Source organism: Nereida ignava (assembly GCF_001049735.1).
GTDB classification, from domain to species: Bacteria; Pseudomonadota; Alphaproteobacteria; order Rhodobacterales; family Rhodobacteraceae; genus Nereida; species Nereida ignava.
The window spans coordinates 245,498-261,548 of the sequence record NZ_CVPC01000003.1; the positions used below are offsets into that span (position 1 = coordinate 245,498).

Annotated in this window: 15 protein-coding genes; 7 read left to right on the forward strand and 8 right to left on the reverse strand. The window is 54.7% G+C overall.

Going from position 1 to position 16,051, the window contains the following annotated elements; genetic code table 11:
• Nucleotides 1–5 precede the first annotated feature (5 nt).
• The 3 genes from NIG5292_RS03415 to cysG are packed head-to-tail and all read right to left on the reverse strand — an operon-like array spanning nucleotide 6 to nucleotide 3,372.
• Nucleotides 6–1,670 carry a nitrite/sulfite reductase gene (locus NIG5292_RS03415; RefSeq protein ID WP_048598010.1) on the reverse strand — a complete coding sequence of 555 codons (1,665 nt, stop codon included), beginning with the start codon at nucleotides 1,668–1,670 and terminating at the stop codon, nucleotides 6–8.
• Nucleotides 1,670–1,972, reverse strand: coding sequence for a DUF2849 domain-containing protein (locus NIG5292_RS03420; RefSeq protein WP_048598011.1), 303 nt, complete (start codon nucleotides 1,970–1,972; stop codon nucleotides 1,670–1,672). The genes NIG5292_RS03415 and NIG5292_RS03420 overlap by 1 nt, the downstream gene beginning before the upstream one ends.
• Nucleotides 1,969–3,372, reverse strand: coding sequence for a siroheme synthase CysG (gene cysG / locus NIG5292_RS03425; protein WP_048598013.1), 1,404 nt, complete (start codon nucleotides 3,370–3,372; stop codon nucleotides 1,969–1,971). Before cysG ends, NIG5292_RS03420 begins: the two co-directional genes overlap by 4 nt.
• A gap of 142 nt (nucleotides 3,373–3,514) precedes the next feature.
• Here cysG and NIG5292_RS03430 point away from each other — a divergent pair, with 142 nt between their 5' ends.
• Nucleotides 3,515–3,976, forward strand: coding sequence for an Lrp/AsnC family transcriptional regulator (locus NIG5292_RS03430; RefSeq protein ID WP_048598015.1), 462 nt, complete (start codon nucleotides 3,515–3,517; stop codon nucleotides 3,974–3,976).
• Nucleotides 3,977–3,993: 17 nt separating this feature from the next.
• On the opposite strand, the gene NIG5292_RS03435 is transcribed toward NIG5292_RS03430, so the two are convergent.
• Entirely contained in the window at nucleotides 3,994–5,163 is a 1,170-nt protein-coding gene (locus NIG5292_RS03435; RefSeq protein ID WP_048598017.1) for a cytochrome P450, read from the reverse strand.
• A gap of 61 nt (nucleotides 5,164–5,224) precedes the next feature.
• Between NIG5292_RS03435 and NIG5292_RS03440 the strand changes: the two genes are divergently transcribed.
• The 5 genes from NIG5292_RS03440 (at nucleotide 5,225) to NIG5292_RS03460 (ending at nucleotide 11,670) form a co-directional block, all read left to right on the forward strand.
• A complete protein-coding gene (locus NIG5292_RS03440; protein ID WP_048598019.1) occupies nucleotides 5,225–7,027 on the forward strand; it encodes a sensor histidine kinase in 1,803 nt (600 codons plus the stop codon).
• On the forward strand, nucleotides 7,024–8,244 hold the full coding sequence (locus NIG5292_RS03445) for a sigma-54-dependent transcriptional regulator (RefSeq protein WP_048598021.1): 1,221 nt from the start codon (nucleotides 7,024–7,026) through the stop codon (nucleotides 8,242–8,244). Before NIG5292_RS03440 ends, NIG5292_RS03445 begins: the two co-directional genes overlap by 4 nt.
• 223 nt (nucleotides 8,245–8,467) lie before the next feature.
• Nucleotides 8,468–9,469, forward strand: a complete 1,002-nt coding sequence (locus NIG5292_RS03450; RefSeq protein WP_048598023.1) for a DctP family TRAP transporter solute-binding subunit — start codon at nucleotides 8,468–8,470, stop codon at nucleotides 9,467–9,469.
• 134 nt (nucleotides 9,470–9,603) lie between these two features.
• Complete coding sequence (locus NIG5292_RS03455; RefSeq protein ID WP_048598025.1) at nucleotides 9,604–10,290, forward strand: TRAP transporter small permease; 687 nt, start codon at nucleotides 9,604–9,606, stop codon at nucleotides 10,288–10,290.
• 3 nt (nucleotides 10,291–10,293) lie between these two features.
• Nucleotides 10,294–11,670: a TRAP transporter large permease gene (locus NIG5292_RS03460; protein WP_048598027.1), complete on the forward strand. Its 1,377-nt coding sequence runs from the start codon at nucleotides 10,294–10,296 to the stop codon at nucleotides 11,668–11,670.
• 90 nt (nucleotides 11,671–11,760) lie between these two features.
• Here the strand turns inward: NIG5292_RS03460 and tpiA are convergent, their stop codons facing one another.
• Nucleotides 11,761–12,513 carry a triose-phosphate isomerase gene (tpiA, locus tag NIG5292_RS03465; RefSeq protein ID WP_048598029.1) on the reverse strand — a complete coding sequence of 251 codons (753 nt, stop codon included), beginning with the start codon at nucleotides 12,511–12,513 and terminating at the stop codon, nucleotides 11,761–11,763.
• Between the two features lie 115 nt (nucleotides 12,514–12,628).
• On the opposite strand from tpiA, the gene NIG5292_RS03470 reads away from it, so the two are divergent.
• On the forward strand, nucleotides 12,629–13,561 hold the full coding sequence (locus tag NIG5292_RS03470) for an isopenicillin N synthase family dioxygenase (RefSeq protein WP_048598031.1): 933 nt from the start codon (nucleotides 12,629–12,631) through the stop codon (nucleotides 13,559–13,561).
• 18 nt (nucleotides 13,562–13,579) lie between these two features.
• Here NIG5292_RS03470 and NIG5292_RS03475 read toward each other — a convergent pair whose 3' ends face one another.
• The 3 genes from NIG5292_RS03475 to rimK all read right to left on the reverse strand — a co-directional run bounded on the left by NIG5292_RS03475 (nucleotide 13,580) and on the right by rimK (nucleotide 15,907).
• Nucleotides 13,580–13,945 carry a HesB/IscA family protein gene (locus tag NIG5292_RS03475; RefSeq protein WP_048598033.1) on the reverse strand — a complete coding sequence of 122 codons (366 nt, stop codon included), beginning with the start codon at nucleotides 13,943–13,945 and terminating at the stop codon, nucleotides 13,580–13,582.
• Between the two features lie 25 nt (nucleotides 13,946–13,970).
• Nucleotides 13,971–14,333: an SUF system Fe-S cluster assembly protein gene (locus NIG5292_RS03480; RefSeq protein ID WP_048598035.1), complete on the reverse strand. Its 363-nt coding sequence runs from the start codon at nucleotides 14,331–14,333 to the stop codon at nucleotides 13,971–13,973.
• A 179-nt stretch (nucleotides 14,334–14,512) separates the two neighbouring features.
• The gene (gene rimK, locus NIG5292_RS03485; protein WP_048598037.1) at nucleotides 14,513–15,907 is read right to left on the reverse strand and encodes a 30S ribosomal protein S6--L-glutamate ligase; all 1,395 of its coding nucleotides are present in this window, start codon (nucleotides 15,905–15,907) and stop codon (nucleotides 14,513–14,515) included.
• Nucleotides 15,908–16,051 lie beyond the last annotated feature (144 nt).

Sequence of the window (16,051 nt, forward strand, 5' to 3'; positions counted from 1 at the left end):
GGTCCTTATGCCGCTGATGCTTTGCTGTCGGGATAAAGCGCCGCTTTGAACGGCCCCATGCCAACACGGCGGTATGTTTGTAAAAATGTCTCTGCTTTTTCGCTGCGCACGTCGAGGTATGTCTCGATGATCCGCTCGATTGCTGGCACTAGCGCCTCTGCGCTAAAGCCCGGACCTGCGCGCTCACCAATGGCCGCATCCTCGGACCCGTCACCGCCCAAGGTGATCTGATAGTTTTCGACGCCGGCGCGGTCTAAACCCAGAATGCCGATATGGCCCACGTGGTGGTGACCACAGGCGTTGATGCAGCCAGAGATTTTGATCTTTAGCGCGCCAATTTCATGCTCAAGCTTCAATTCATCAAAGCGCTCAGCAATTTCTTGCGCAACAGGGATCGAGCGCGCAGTAGCTAGCGCGCAGTAATCCATGCCGGGGCACGCGATGATGTCACTGATCAGACCAATGTTTGCTGTCGCCAAATCTGCCTCACGCAAGGCTGCATAGATGGCGGGCAGGTCTGATTGGTGCACGTGGGGCAGGATAACATTCTGCTCATGGCTGATGCGCAACTCGTCATGGCCATAAGTTTCTGCCAACTCTGCCATGACGCGCATCTGATCTGCAGATGCGTCACCTGGTGTCGCGCCGTGCTTTTTCAAACTGATCGAGACAATTGCGTAGCTATCGTTTTTGTGTGCGGTGATGTTTGTGTCCGACCAGCTTGCGTAAGCGGGGTTGGCCAGACGCATGGCTGTGTGCGCATCAACGGGCGCATTGCGATAAGCTGGCGCGTCGAAGTTTTGTTGAATTTGTGCAAATAGATCGCGATCAACACCTTTGAACGTAGGCTTTATTTGTTCGAAACGTGTAAGGACGCGGGCACGGATGTCATCGATGCCATGCTCGTGAACCGTAATTTTGATGCGTGATTTATATTTATTATCGCGGCGTCCAAGACGGTTCCAAACATTGACCGTGGCTTCAACAAACGGCAGTAAATCCGCCTTTGGCAAAAATTCTGCAAGTGTTTTACCAATCATCGGGGTGCGGCCCAAGCCGCCACCAACAATAATTTTATAGCCGATTTCGCCATCTTTTTCGACGATCTGAATGCCAATATCATGGGCGCGAATGACAGCGCGGTCCGCCGCAGAGCCGGTCACGGCAAGTTTGAACTTGCGCGGCAAAAACTGAAATTCGGGGTGATCTGTTGACCACTGACGTAGTAGCTCCGCTGTTGGGCGCGGATCTTCTACCTCATCCGCCGCAGCGCCTGCAAAGTGGTCTGCGGTAACGTTACGAATGGTGTTGCCGCTTGTTTGTAGTGCGTGCATCTCCACCTCGGCCAAACGGTCAAGGATATCAGGGACGTCCTTTAGTTTTGGCCAATTGTACTGGATATTTTGGCGTGTGGTAAAGTGACCATACCCTTTGTCAAACGTCTCGGCGATCATTGCGAGTTGGCGCATTTGGGCACCGTTTAGTGTACCGTAGGGAATGGCAACGCGCAGCATGTAGGCGTGAAGTTGCAGATAGAGACCATTCATAAGGCGAAGTGGTTTGAACTCATCCTCTGTGAGGGCGCCAGAAATACGGCGTTCAACCTGCGCGCGAAACTGGGCGTTCCGTTCTGCGACGAAAGCCGCATCAAAATCGTTGTACTGATACATTATGACAACTTCACTTGCTTGCCGTGTGCGTAATTGGATGGGCCGCGTGTGCGGAATTCTTCTCGGAAATGGATTGGGGTGGGGCCATCGTCCGTAATGGCAACATCCGCGAGGTACACACCCACCGCGACTGCAGGCTGGCTGCTTGCGGTCAAAAGCTGTTCTTGCGCAACGGCTTCATCTTCAAACACTTCGGCGCTTGATAATGTGCGAACCCAAGTCCCTTCAGGTGACCAATAGATGACATCGCCTTCAAGAAGCGCGTTGGCGGTAATAACTTTTGGGGTGAAGCTGCGGCTCATTGGGCCACCTCCTGTATGGAAATATCTTGTGCCACTTGCAAAGCGGCGCGTGGTGCGAGGCCAAGCAACATAAGCGCGGGGCCTGTTAAATTGGCTGTCTCAAGGTCATCGGAAAGCGTCCCGAGGCGGCAGGTCAGTGTGCGTTGTTCCACGCGGCTGACGTTCTCGACGACGGTGATGGGCGTTTCAGGGTGCGCGCCATGCATCAAAAGGCGCCCCTGCACGAACCGCGCAGCGCGTTTGCCCATATAGATCGCGGCAACTTCGCCTGCACGTGACAACGCACGCCAATCGTGATCCGCATAGCCTTTCATGTCGTGACCTGTGATGAAGCGCACGGACCCGTTGCGATCACGCTTGGTCAAGCTTTGGCCGATGCCAGCAACGGCAGCAGACGCGGCCGTAATGCCGGGCACGATACGCCAAGAAACGTCCGCGGCGTCACATGCGTCAATTTCTTCATCCAGCCGCCCAAAAACTGTTGGATCACCGGACTTGAGGCGCACAACTTGGTGACCGTCTTTGGCGTGGCTGACGATAAGGTCATTGATTTCAGATTGGCTCATCGCCTTGCCGAAACCTTCTTTTCCGGCGTCAATCATGACCGCTTCACGGCGTGCGAGCTCAAGAATTTCTGCGCTTACGAGGCGGTCATAAATCACCACATCCGCTTTATCCAAAGCCTTGCGCGCCTTGAGGGTGAGCAGGTCAGGATCGCCAGGGCCAGCACCGACTAGGTCAACATGACCTGCTTTTTCGCGCGTATCCGTCAGGTAGGTGTCGAGCAGGTTTTTAAGTGCCGACTGAACGCCATTTTCACCATCTTCTTCAATGGCTTGGGGGCCTTTATTAAAGTAATACTCGGACCAAAAATCGCGCCGTTTACGACCCATAGGAAGGGCCTCAACAGCGCTGCGGAAAGACTTGCCGATCCGCGCAAGCACACCCAAAGACGCGGGGAGTTTTGCTTCCAGATCTGCTTTGATCGCGCGGGCCAAAACCGGTGCTGCGCCTTCGGTGCCGATGGCGATGGTAACCGGATCACGGTCAACGATCGCCGGTGTGATGAATTGGCTGCCGTGTAAATTATCGACCATATTCACCCGCGCGCCATCACGGTGGGCAAGTGCTGCCACGCGCGCATCTTCGGCGTCGTCACCGTTTGCCGCGTAAAACAGGACCGCGCACATGGCGTCCCCGGGCTCCATCGCGCGGCTGATCAATGTCAGTCGCCCTTCTTGGGCCCACGCGCGGATCTCTGGTGCGGCGTTTTCTGCCACGACTGTTAAATTGGCCTCGGTTTTCAGCAATAACCGCAGCTTGGCTAGGGCTTCTTCACCGCCACCGGACAAGACAATCCGACGGCCTTCGACGGCGACGAATATGGGAAAATGTTTCATGCGGCGGTGCTCCAGCTACTCAACTACCGCCCAATATAGTATATTTTCCCACTATTTTGCTATATGGTGGCTATGCTAAGAACGTATGTTCTGTATATTTATCCTGTATGGAAAGATTTAGTAACTCGACAGGAAAAAGCAGATGGCTGTTCAGATAGACGACCTAGACCGGAAAATTCTCATACAGCTGCAGCAGGACGCGAGCCTGTCACTTGATGAAATTGCCGCAACAGTGGGCAGTTCCAAGACCCCTGTGTGGAACCGGATTCGCAAAATGCGCAACGCGGGCGTCATTGGCACACAGACCGCGCGCCTTGATGCGGATGCCCTTGGTTTTGAGGCGTGCTTTTTTGTGTTGATCCGCACGTCCGAACATGAAGCCGAATGGCAAGCGGCGTTTCTTAAGGCGCTTAAAGAGCGTCCAGAGGTGCAAGAAGCGCACAGGCTTGCAGGGGATATCGATTATATTTTGAAGGTCCGTGTGCAAAACGCGCGCGCCTACGATGCGTTCTATCAGGCACTTATCAGCGAAGTGCGCGTATTTAATGTCACGGCGCTTTTGAGCATGGAGGAAATCAAATCAACCAGCGCTCTGCCGCTGTGACTGTTGCGCAAAGCCGCTTAGTCAGCACAGACAATTAGTTTGCTGAGCCCATGGAAATGATATGCCGGTTTATATTCTGGCCGCTCCGCGATGCGCAGCTTAGGGCACCGTTGAAACAAGGTCCCAAGCGCAATTTCCATTTCTAACCGCGCAAGCGGAGCACCGACGCAAAAATGAATGCCGCCTCCAAAAGATGTGTGCACTTTGCCTGACCGGTTTGGTTCAAAAACATGTGGGTCTTTGTAGACGTTCGGGTCGTGATTGGCGGCGCCTAACAGCAGTCCAACGGCATCGCCTTTCTTGAAGTCATGGCCAAAAACCTCAACGTCACATTTCGCCCATCTTTGGAACATGTGCAAAGGCGGATCAAACCGTAGGATTTCCTCCACGAGTGGGCCGATCGGAGTGCTTTCATTCGGAACATGTCCCGTTTCAAGACACGCCTTGATGCCATTCCCAAGCGAATGAACTGTTGCCTCGTGCCCTGCGTTTAACAGCAAAATACACGTGGTTATCATCTCGTCGGTTGAGAGTTTATCGCCGTCTTCTTCTGCTGCAATCAGTTCGGATATCAAATCATCTGCGGGCGTTGTGCGGCGCTCATTGATGTAGCTGCGCATGAACTCTGTGAATTCTGTTGCGGCTTGGGCCGCTTGCTCTTCGATTTCACGGGTCCGGCCTGCCACATACATGGCCACCATGGCGTGTGACCACCGCAAAAGTTGATCTGCCATGCTGTCGGGCACACCCAAAAGGCGGGCGATGACCAAAACGGGAATTGGGGTGGCGAAGTGTTCCAAGATGTCAAAATTGCCTTGTGGGAAAGCATCGATCTTTTGCGTTGCCAGTTGTTCGATCATCGGTGCCAGTGTTTTGATCCTGCGCGAGGTAAACCCATGCAGGACCAATTTACGCAGACGGGTATGGCGGGGTGGCTCCAGCTCCAACATCGAGTGGGCTTCCACCGCGTAGAACGCCTCGAGATAATCTGGTACGTCAAACCTGGGCCCCTCGCGGCCAAATTTTTTGTCGCGCAGCAACGCCGATACTGCCGCATGGCTACTGGCCACTGGCATATCGAACTCCTCCCAAAACACCAACTCACCCATCTGGCGGAGGCGGTCATAGAATGGGTAAGGGGCTGCGTTGAGGGCGGGGTCAGTAAGAGACTGCGAGATACGTTTCATTGCGATGACTAATCCCAAAGAGTCTGGCCATTGCAAGTACCATTTTCTAATGTCCTGAAAGATGATCAGATTACTTTCCTCACGTTTGACTTTGCTGCTGGCGGTGCTGGCGCTGACGGCGGCCATTGGCGGCGCAGTCTATTTGCTTGGCTTGCGTCAGGGCATTGTCGATCTGTCCAAGCGCGGCACGTCTGATTTATCTTTGGCGGCGGACCGTCTTACGACGCAGCTGCAACGCTACGGACAACTTGCGGTGCTTTTGACGGACCATCCTGCTGTACGCGCTACGTTTGAAGAACCTTTGCTCAGCAATGATCTGACGGAGCAAACCGCCGCCGAGGTGTTGCGCGCCACCGCTGATAAAACAGCCTCGCACAATATTGCTGTGCTGGATCGCAACGGCACACCGATTTTGCGATCCGATACTGAAGGTTTGGGTATTGACCACATTGAGCGGCCGTATTTCAAACGCGCGATGAGTGGTGCTTTGGGCAGCTATCATATGGTTGGTGACGATGGCCGGCGTTTGTTTTTATACGCAGCACCTGTTTTTTCGGCACAGGGGCCGGTGCAGGGCGTGGTCTTGGTTGCCGCTGATATCGAAGTGATTGAACGGGACTGGCGTGGCGATACGGCGGCGGTTTTTTTTACCGATGAGTTGGGCGTGGCGTTCGTGTCAAACCGGTCCGAGTTGGTGTTACGTCAGCTTGATGCGCGCGGGGGGCTGCGCAGTGGTACTGCGGAATATTCCCGTGACCGTTTGACGCCGTTTCCACAGATCAACATCGCAAAACTTGCAGGGCAGGAGGTCTGGGAGGTGCCGCTTGGCCCGTATATCCCCGAGCGCGCGCTTCACTTGGTGCAGCCCTTGCCGGTGATCGGACTGACCGGAGAGGCGTTGATTGATATTGCGCCGGTCATTCGTGTGGCGGGGCTACAAGCGGCTTTTGCCTGTGCGGTTGTTTTGCTGTCGGGCTTGGCGTTGGTGGCGTTACAAGACCGCCGCCGCACGTTGGCCAAAGCGAATGCGGCCCTTGAAGACCGCGTGCACCGCCGTACTGCGGAATTGCAGCGCGTAAACAGTAGTCTTCGCGCGCAAATCATGGAACGTGAAGAGGCTGAGTCTGCTTTGCGCCGCGCACAGGCGGACTTGGTCGAGGCGGGCAAGTTAAGTGCTTTGGGGCAGATGTCTGCGGGCATCAGTCATGAGCTAAATCAACCGTTGATGGCAATTGGCAGTTTCGCGGAAAACGGACAGGCGTTTTTGGCCAAGGGGGACGCGGAAACCGCCGCGCAAAACCTCAGCCGCATTGCGGAGTTGTCGCGCCGCGCGGGGCGGATCATTAAAAACCTTCGCGCTTTTGTCCGCAACGAATCCGAGCCCCTGTCGGACGTGGTCCTGCGCGACGTGTTGGATGCCGCGCTTGATCTATTGGGGCCGCGTATCACGACCGATGCCGTTGCGATTGAGATTGATGACGCCGTGCCATCGGCCAGTGTGCGTGCAGGCGACGTGCGGCTTGAACAGGTTTTTGTGAACCTGATCGGCAATGCGCTGGATGCGATGAGCGATCAGGCCGAACGCAAGCTACACATTTCGATCAGCGTCCCTGAGGCATCGTCCGACAGCATTAGCATGGCGTTTCATGACAGCGGTCTGGGTCTTGATGGGCCAGACCGAATATTTGAACCTTTCTATACCACCAAAAAAGTTGGTGAGGCCCAAGGTATGGGGCTTGGTCTTTCGATTTCATATGGGTTAATTCAATCTTTCGGTGGGCAAATCAAAGGCAGCAACCATCCAGCGGGGGGCGCTGTTTTGACTGTCACTCTTCCACGGATTGAACAGGTTAAGGCTGCATGAACACCCCAGTTTTGATTATTGATGATGATGCTGACGTGCGCGACGCATTGGGTCAGACATTGGCCTTGCGTGATTTCGCACCGATCGCATGCAGCTCATTCGTAGCGGCCAAAGATCACATTGCGCGTGGCTTTGCGGGCATCATTGTGACGGATATCCGGATGCCCGGGCGTGATGGCTATCACGTTTTGGACTACACGCGCAGTATTGATCCTGACTTGCCCGTAATCTTGCTGACCGGTGAGGCCGATGTGCCCAAAGCCGTGCAGGCCATTCAGCTTGGCGCGTTTGGCTTTTTGGAAAAACCCTGCGCGGCAGATGTCCTTTGCGCCGAAGTCACCAGGGCGGTGGCGCACCGAACAGCGGCGTTGAATTTGCGTGCACACAGAGCAGCCCAAGAGGCCGGTGATGCAGCGGCGCGGATGTTGGCGGGGGCGTCGGCGCAATCAATGGCCATGCGTCACCAAGTACGCCGAGTGGCAGCCACTAAAGGCGATGCGCTTATCACAGGTGAGTTGGGGGTCGGCACCTCACGTGTGGCGGAAGTTATCCACTTGCTGGCCGCAGGGTCCGACGCGCCGTTTGTAAAGCGCGTCAGCGGTGGATTGAGTGAGGCAGATGCCCACAAAGCGATTGAGGCGGCAAAAGGCGGCAGTCTTTTTTTGGATGAAGTTTGGGCGCTAAGTCATTCTAATCAGGCAATTTTTGCCGAAACCACGGCGCCGATGCGCTTGATTGTTGCCAGTTCGCGTGATCTGCGAGGCGAAGTGGCAGGCGGGCACTTCAATAGCGAGCTATTTTACCGCACAGAACTTCTGAGCGTGCATATTCCGCCGCTGCGGGAGCGCAAAGATGACATTCCGGTCCTGTTTCAGCACTATCTCGATCAAGCGTGTGAGCAAGGCGGTTTGGCACGTCCGGACGTGCCACCCCATGTGATTGCGCGCCTGATGGCCGATGATTGGGCAGGCAATGCGCGTGCGCTTCAATCGGCAGCAATGCGCTATGCGCTTGGCGTGAGTGATCTGGCGGCGGGGGATGTGATGGGGCTGAGCGACCAGATGGCGCAAGTTGAGCGATCTTTGTTGGATCAAGCGCTGCGGCGTCATGCTGGGCGCGCGGTTCATGTCGCAGAAACTCTGAAACTGCCCCGAAAAACTCTGTACGACAAATTAGCAAAACACGGGCTTAGGCCTGAGGATTACCGCACGGATTAGGCTGTGCGGATTCTCGCACGTGAGCGGTAACCGTTGTGCGAAATATCGCATAATGCTGCACGACGCACATCACATACATCCGTTAAGCTACTGATAAATAATTATATATCTTATTTCATGCAGTGCGCTTGCGAGCTCTTTTGTTTGCCTCTCAACTATCCGTGATCGGTACGGCTTGGCCTGTGCTGTGACTTAAACGTTAAAGGTTCCAAGGGAGGATACCATGAAATTTCTTACTGCTGCTGCGACCGCTGTCGCGTTGAGCTTTAGTGCCACTGCTGGCCTTGCTGCATGTGACGACGGCGAGATCGTTATCAAGTTTAGCCACGTGACCAACACTGACAAACACCCTAAAGGCATCGCCGCATCACTGCTTGAGCAGCGCGTAAACGACGAGATGAACGGCACAGCCTGCATGGAAGTGTTCCCGTCTTCAACGCTCTACAACGATGACAAAGTGCTCGAAGCAATGCTTCAGGGTGATGTTCAGTTGGCCGCTCCGTCGCTGTCAAAGTTCGAGAAGTTCACAAAGCAATTCCGTATCTTTGACCTTCCGTTCATGTTCACAAACATTGAAGCGGTTGATGCGTTCCAAGGCTCGGCGACTGGCCAAGCGATGAAAGACAGCATGCAGCGCCGCGGTTTGCAGGGCCTTGCGTTCTGGCACAACGGCATGAAGCAAATGTCAGCCAACAGACCATTGGTTCAGCCTACAGACGCGAACGGCCTAAAGTTCCGCGTTCAGTCATCTGACGTTTTGGTTGCACAGATGGAAGCAATCGGTGGCTCACCCCAGAAAATGGCGTTTTCTGAAGTATACGGCGCGCTGCAACAGGGTGTTGTAGACGGTCAAGAAAACACATGGTCAAACATCTTTGGCCGTAAGTTCTTCGAGGTGCAGGACGGTACCACCGAAACCAACCACGGCATCATCGACTACCTCGTTGTGGCAAGTGTTGACTGGCTCGACAGCCTCGATGCTGACGTACGTGACCAATTCTTGACGATCCTCGATGAAGTCACAGAAGCACGCAACAAAGAGTCGTTTGCAGTTAACCAAGCTGCACGTCAGTCAATCATCGATGCCGGTGGCACCGTTCGTGAACTGACTGCAGAGCAGCGTCAGGCATGGGTCGACGCGATGAAGCCAGTTTGGGCGCAATTCGCAGGTGACGTAGGCCAGGAAAACATCGACGCAGCACAGGCGATCAACGCAGGTCTGTAAGACGATCCCAAAGTGCCCCCGCCTGACGAGTGTCGGGCGGGGGCATTAATTTATCCCGACATCAATCTTGGTCGTCCGCAAACGGGCGCAGGATGTGTCGTGTATCAAGTCACAATTCAAAAGGGGGACGCGGCGTGTCTCAAGGCGCATCAAAGACGTCGGGCGGGTTTATTGATACATTGGAAGAAACGCTGATCGCGGCTCTGCTTGGAGCCATGACAGTTGTGACTTTTGCCAATGTGATCGCTCGTTTTGTATTCAATTCTAACATTTTGTGGGCGCTAGAGCTTACAGTGTTTCTGTTCGGTTGGCTGGTTTTGCTGGGCGCAAGCTATGCCGTAAAGAAAGGCGCACACCTTGGAGTGGACGCGTTGGTAAACATTTTGTCGCCAGCTGCGCGGCGGATCGTCGGGCTGATTGCGGCTGCTGCGTGTTTGCTCTTTTGCCTGCTATTGCTCAAAGGCTGCTATGACTACTGGGCGGTGTTTGCAGATTTACCACCAACTACTGGGCGCTGGTTCCCAACAGGGTTTGAGGAAAAGTTCCGTAGCCAGTCGTTCTATGAAGTTGACGATATTCCCATGATCGCGCCGTTCCGTTGGCTCGAAGGGGCAATCAATTACAACGAAGCCTATGAGAAGATCCCCAAAGCTATCCCGTATTTTGTACTGCCGTTGTCTGCGTCACTTTTGATGCTGCGGTTCGTACAAGTGACCTTGCGGATTTGGCAGGGCACAGAGGACCGTTTGGTTGCAAGCCACGAGCTTGATGAAGACGAAATCTCCGAAGCGGCCGAACGCGCCGATAAGCTAGAGGGCTAAATTATGGACGTCATTCTTCTATTTAGCATGGTCATCGGCCTGCTGATGATCGGGGTGCCGATTGCGGTGTCTCTCGGTCTGTCCTCCACGCTCTTTTTGCTGTGGTTCTCGGATACATCGTTGGCCTCTGTTGCGGGCACATTGTTCGAGGCGTTCGAAGGCCACTTCACGTTGTTGGCAATTCCGTTTTTCATCCTTGCCTCGTCCTTTATGACCACAGGCGGCGTTGCGCGGCGGATCATTCGTTTCTCGATTGCGTGTGTGGGGCATTTGCCCGGCGGCTTGGCGATTGCGGGTGTTTTTGCGTGTATGCTTTTTGCAGCGCTCTCAGGCTCGTCTCCGGCGACGGTTGTGGCCATTGGCTCTATCGTTATCGCGGGTATGCGTCAGGTCGGCTACACCAAGGAATTTGCGGCCGGTGTTATTTGTAACGCGGGCACGCTTGGTATCTTGATCCCACCATCCATTGTTATGGTTGTATATGCTGCAGCCGTTGAGGTCTCAGTAGGTCGAATGTTCCTTGCGGGGGTGATCCCGGGCTTGATGGCTGGCTTGATGTTGATGGTCACCATTTACGTGATGGCAAAGGTCAAAAACCTGCCCCAAGGTGAGTGGCAAGGCTGGGGCGAGGTGTTTACTGCGGCGCGCGAAGCGGGCTGGGGGTTGTTCCTGATCGTCATCATTTTAGGCGGTATCTATGGCGGTGTCTTCACCCCGACAGAAGCGGCGGCCGTTGCAGCGATTTACTCGTTCGTGATCGCTTGTTTTGTCTACCGTGACATGGGACCACTTGCGACAACGGGCCCTGAGGCGAACACATCTTTGTTCCGCAAGCCATGGGCTTTGGTCACAGCGATGATCCACCCGGACACCAAGCAAACGTTGTTCGATGCAGGCAAGCTGACGGTTACGCTTTTGTTCGTGATCGCGAATGCTTTGATCTTGAAGCACGTGCTAACGGACGAGCAAGTTCCGCAGACAATCGCGGGTGCTATGCTGGATGCGGGTTTTGGACCGGTGATGTTCTTGGTGATTGTGAACATCATTCTGCTTATCGGTGGTCAGTTCATGGAGCCATCCGGCCTGCTTGTCATTGTGGCACCACTGGTGTTCCCCATCGCGATCGAGTTGGGCATTGATCCAATCCACCTTGGGATTATCATGGTCGTCAACATGGAGATCGGGATGATCACACCACCTGTTGGTTTGAACCTCTTTGTGACCTCAGGTGTGGCCAAGATGCCGATGATGGCTGTGGTGCGCGCAGCTCTGCCATTCCTTGCAGTGCTGTTCGTGTTCCTGATCATGGTCACATATATTCCGGCAATTTCCACATTCCTGCCAAATGCAGTGATGGGGCCGGAGTTGATCATCAAATAGCGATCAATCTTTATCTGCTATTGAAAAGGCCCGCTGAGTGTTTCAGCGGGCCTTTTTGTTTATGCGATTTTGCATGCAGAGCTTTGCTAACTAAGCTGATGCCTCAAGAGCTGCCACAATCGGTGCAAAGTCTGCAGCCGTCAGCGACGCGCCACCAACCAATGCCCCGTCCACATTTGATGTTGCGAATATCTCTGCGGCGTTGCCTGCTTTGACGGAGCCGCCGTAAAGAAGACGGATCGCACCGGCGGTCTGTGTCCCAAAGCGGTCTGTAAGTTCAGCGCGCATGAAGTCATGCACCTCAGCGATTTTGTCCAATGACGCGACTTTACCAGTTCCGATGGCCCAGACTGGCTCATAGGCGATCACAATGTTGGCGCCGGTTGCTGCCTCGGGCACTGATCCGACCATTTGGGAGGCCAACACCGTGAGGGTCTGCCCTGTATCGCGCTGCTCAAGTGTCTCGCCAATGCACACAATCGCCGTTAGCGAGGCGTCCCATGCCGCCAGTGTTTGATCCAAGACATCAGCATTCGTCTCGCCGTGGTCTGTGCGGCGCTCCGAATGGCCCGTGATGACATACCGCGCACCCGCATCGGCGATCATTTTTGCGCTGACATCGCCGGTGTGCGCACCGGTTTGATTTGGGTGGCAGTATTGGCCACCTACCTCAAGCGCGCATGTCCCAGCACGCTCTACCATGGGGGCCAAAAGGGTCGCAGGCGGGCACAAAACCATATCCACAGAAGCCGCAGGATGAGCTTTCAATAGGGCATCGACTTGCGCCAAATCCGCGCGCGTCCCGTTCATTTTCCAATTACCTGCGGCCAATTTACGTCTCATGTCGCACCCTTCTTACAGCGTCGTTGAACCATACCAACGGGTGTGGCCTGTGCGCCGCGTTGCGTCAAGCGCCGCTTGGATGTAGCAACGAAAGCAGACAGAAGTGAGTAGCGTGATGATCCCGAAAATTGATGCCCAAGCATTGTTCGACGCAGATAAAGAGGCGCTTGATGCAGTGCGCAGAGCTGCTGAGACGACGGGTTTTATGACGCTGCACAACACGGCCCTATCAGGTGCCGAGGTTGCCGCTGTCATTGAAAGCTATCGTCAATTCTTTAAGCTGCCGGAGGCCGCCAAAGAACCAGTTGATATGGCTCAAACCGGATCAAACCGGGGATGGGGGCGTGCGGGATCAGAGCAGGTCGATCTAAACGCCAATCCTGATTACAAACAGTTCTTTGATTGCGGTGTGTCTGTGCCAAGTGAGCATCCTTGGGCGGACAAACAGTTTTATGCGCCCAACAAATGGCCCAAGCAGCCAGCGGGTTTAGGTGCTGCGGACTTCAGGGCCGACGTTCTGGCGTATTTCACCAAGGCGCGTGCAATATCTATGGATTTGCTCAGCGCACTTGCACGGGCGATTGGCGAGCCTGCCTCTTTCTTCGAGGATAAGTTCGACACTCCGATGGCGCTTTTGCGGGGCAACTATTATCCCGAACGCCCCAAGTGGGCAGGGGAAAAGGACTTCGGAATCGCGACACACACGGATTATGGCTGCCTTACGTTCTTGGCGCTTGATGGCAGTCCTGGGCTTGAGGTGCGCCAGCGGGGCGGTGGTTGGATCCCTGTACGCGCAGAACCGGGCACATTCGTGATTAACTTTGGTGAGATGTTTGAAATGTGGACAAACGGACGGGTGAAAGCCACACCCCACCGGGTCGTCGGCGGTACGAACGAGCGTATTTCTATTCCGCTGTTCTTTAATCCAAACTATGACACCAACGTTGCCCCCATTGGATCAGGGCAGGTCATCCTTGCGGGAGAGCATCTAAGCGCGCGCTATAACGAGACCTACGTGCATTTACAGCAAACCAGTAAAGGCGGTTAAGCCGGTCCTGAGCGCGTGTTAAGCTTTGCCCGCTAGGGTCTCATCAAACTTGATGCTTTCACCGCATCCGCAGGCATCCACAACGTTTGGGTTGCGGAATTTAAAGCCAGCTTCAAGCAGGCTGACTTCGTAGTCGATTTCAGTGCCAAAAAGGAACATCTGCGCCATAGGGGCGATCATTACGCGCGCGCCGTCGATCTCAACGACTTCATCCATTGCGTTGATCTCTTTGACGTATTCCATGGTGTATTCCATTCCTGCACAACCGCCTTTCTTGACGCCTACGCGCAGGCCCTCTGTGCCGTCCTTTGCCATGAGCTTCACAATGTGAGCCACCGCAGCGGGGGTCAAAGAGACAGGAGGTTTTCCAGGAATGCCAAACATCAAAGTTTTCCTAAGCTACTGAAGGTTACATAAAGCCCAGTTCAAGGCGCGCTTCGTCGGACATCATGTCCATGCCCCACTGTGGCTCCCAGATCAGATCGACCTGAACTTGTTTGATGCCAGCCAGCGGTTCAATCGCATCCGCAACCCATCCAGGCATTTCGCCAGCAACAGGGCAGCCTGGTGCGGTAAGAGACATCAAAACATTCACTTCGTTCTCATCGTTGATCTCAATCGTGTAAACAAGACCGAGGTCGTAGATGTTCACGGGGATCTCTGGATCGTACACGCTGCGGCACGCTTCGACGACATTGTCATACAAAGGGTGATCCGTGCTTGACGGTTTGATGAGGGGAGTACCTTCCATCGGGGGTGTCGCGTCGGTCATAGTGGTCCGTTCGTGCTGTCTGAGATGATTTCTTACGGTTTAGATAGGGATTTGCACCCACCACGTCTAGGGGCTGGGCGCAGGTTTTGCCGCACAAAGGCTGTGCGATGATACGGACGGTCGCGGATTAGCCCACAAAAAGGGGCGTCATGTTGATTTAACACAGCGCTGCGCAGGTATTAGTCGGTCTTACGCTTGCGGATGGGAACAGGGCGGACCCGCTTTTCAATAGAGTCGTAGAGCAAGCTGGCGATATTCTTGCCAGTGGCTGTCTCAATACCCTCAAGGCCGGGTGATGAGTTCACCTCAAGCACTTTTGGCCCATCGGATGAGCGCAGCAGGTCAACACCCGCAATCCCCAAGCCAAAAGTACGTGCAGCGCGTACAGCAACATCGCGTTCTTGTTTGGTGATGCGCACCACTTTGGCAGAGCCGCCGCGGTGCAGGTTTGAACGGAAATCTCCATCCGCACCGGTGCGTTTCATTGCGGCAACCACCCGCCCACCGATGACAAGACACCGAATATCCTCACCGGCAGCTTCTTTGACAAAGTCTTGTACCAGAAAGCTGGCCTTTAGACCGCGGAAGGCATCAATCACGGATTCAGCAGCTTTTTTGGTTTCAGCAAGTACGACTCCTTTGCCTTGGGTCGACTCGAGCAGCTTCACAATAAGCGGTGCGGTTCCCACAAGGCCAATAAGGTTGGAGGTGTCCTTGGGGGAGGCCGCAAAGGCAGTTGTGGGCATTCCGATACGCGCGCGTGCCAGAAGTTGGTGCGCGTATAGCTTGTCCCGCGAAGAGGCGATCCCCTCTGCGCCGTTCACGCAATAGGTCCCAAGTGTCTCAAACTGACGGGTAATCGCGGTGCCGTAGCTGGTGATTGAGGCGCCAATGCGCGGAATGACCACATCAAAGCGCGGCAGACGCTTGCCGTCGTAGTAAACCTCGGGCGAGGTGGCGTTGATGGCCATGTAGCAACGGGTGGTGTCGATGATCTCAACACCGTGGCCGCGTTTTTCACCTTCCTCCACCAACCGGCGGGTAGAGTAGTTATCTTCACGGGACAAAACAGCAATGCGTAGCGCGCGCTTGGGCGCTGCTTCGCGTACTTTGGCAGAGGCGTATACATCGTACGACAGCTCTGGCTGACAAAACCTGTCTGAGGGCGCAACGGTCAACCGGTCCCCAAGAGCCTGACGACCCAGCAACATATGATAGGACATATTCGTGCGGTTGGTGAGCGTGACCTCGATTGGCCACATTTCATCACCCATTTTGACATTGGTCTCGATGACGTAGCGCATTTCGCTTTCACCATTCGAGGATGTGACCTCGCGTTGATCCACAATGTCAGCGGAACACGCAATAACCAGATCGGGCCGCGCAGGAATAGGTTGCACCATAAAGCGCACCCGAGGGCGGGTCCGGCCAAATGGCTCTATATCGAAGGCATGCAGCGCGGATGTTTTCGCGCCTGTGTCTACTTTTGCTTTTAGCGCAGGAAGGCCCAATTCAGGTAGCGAGAGCCATTCTTCCCAGCCTACGCGGATTTGGGTGTTGTCGGTGTCGGTCATGCTTAGCGCATCCTCATTACTCAATGTGACCCGTAACAGGGTAACAGTCAGGCCGTACTCTCACAATCTTTGCTTGGCAATCACCTGTGTATCATCTGCAAACACTCTTGGGTTGGGCGCCGCTTTGGCCTAAAGAAGCGCAGA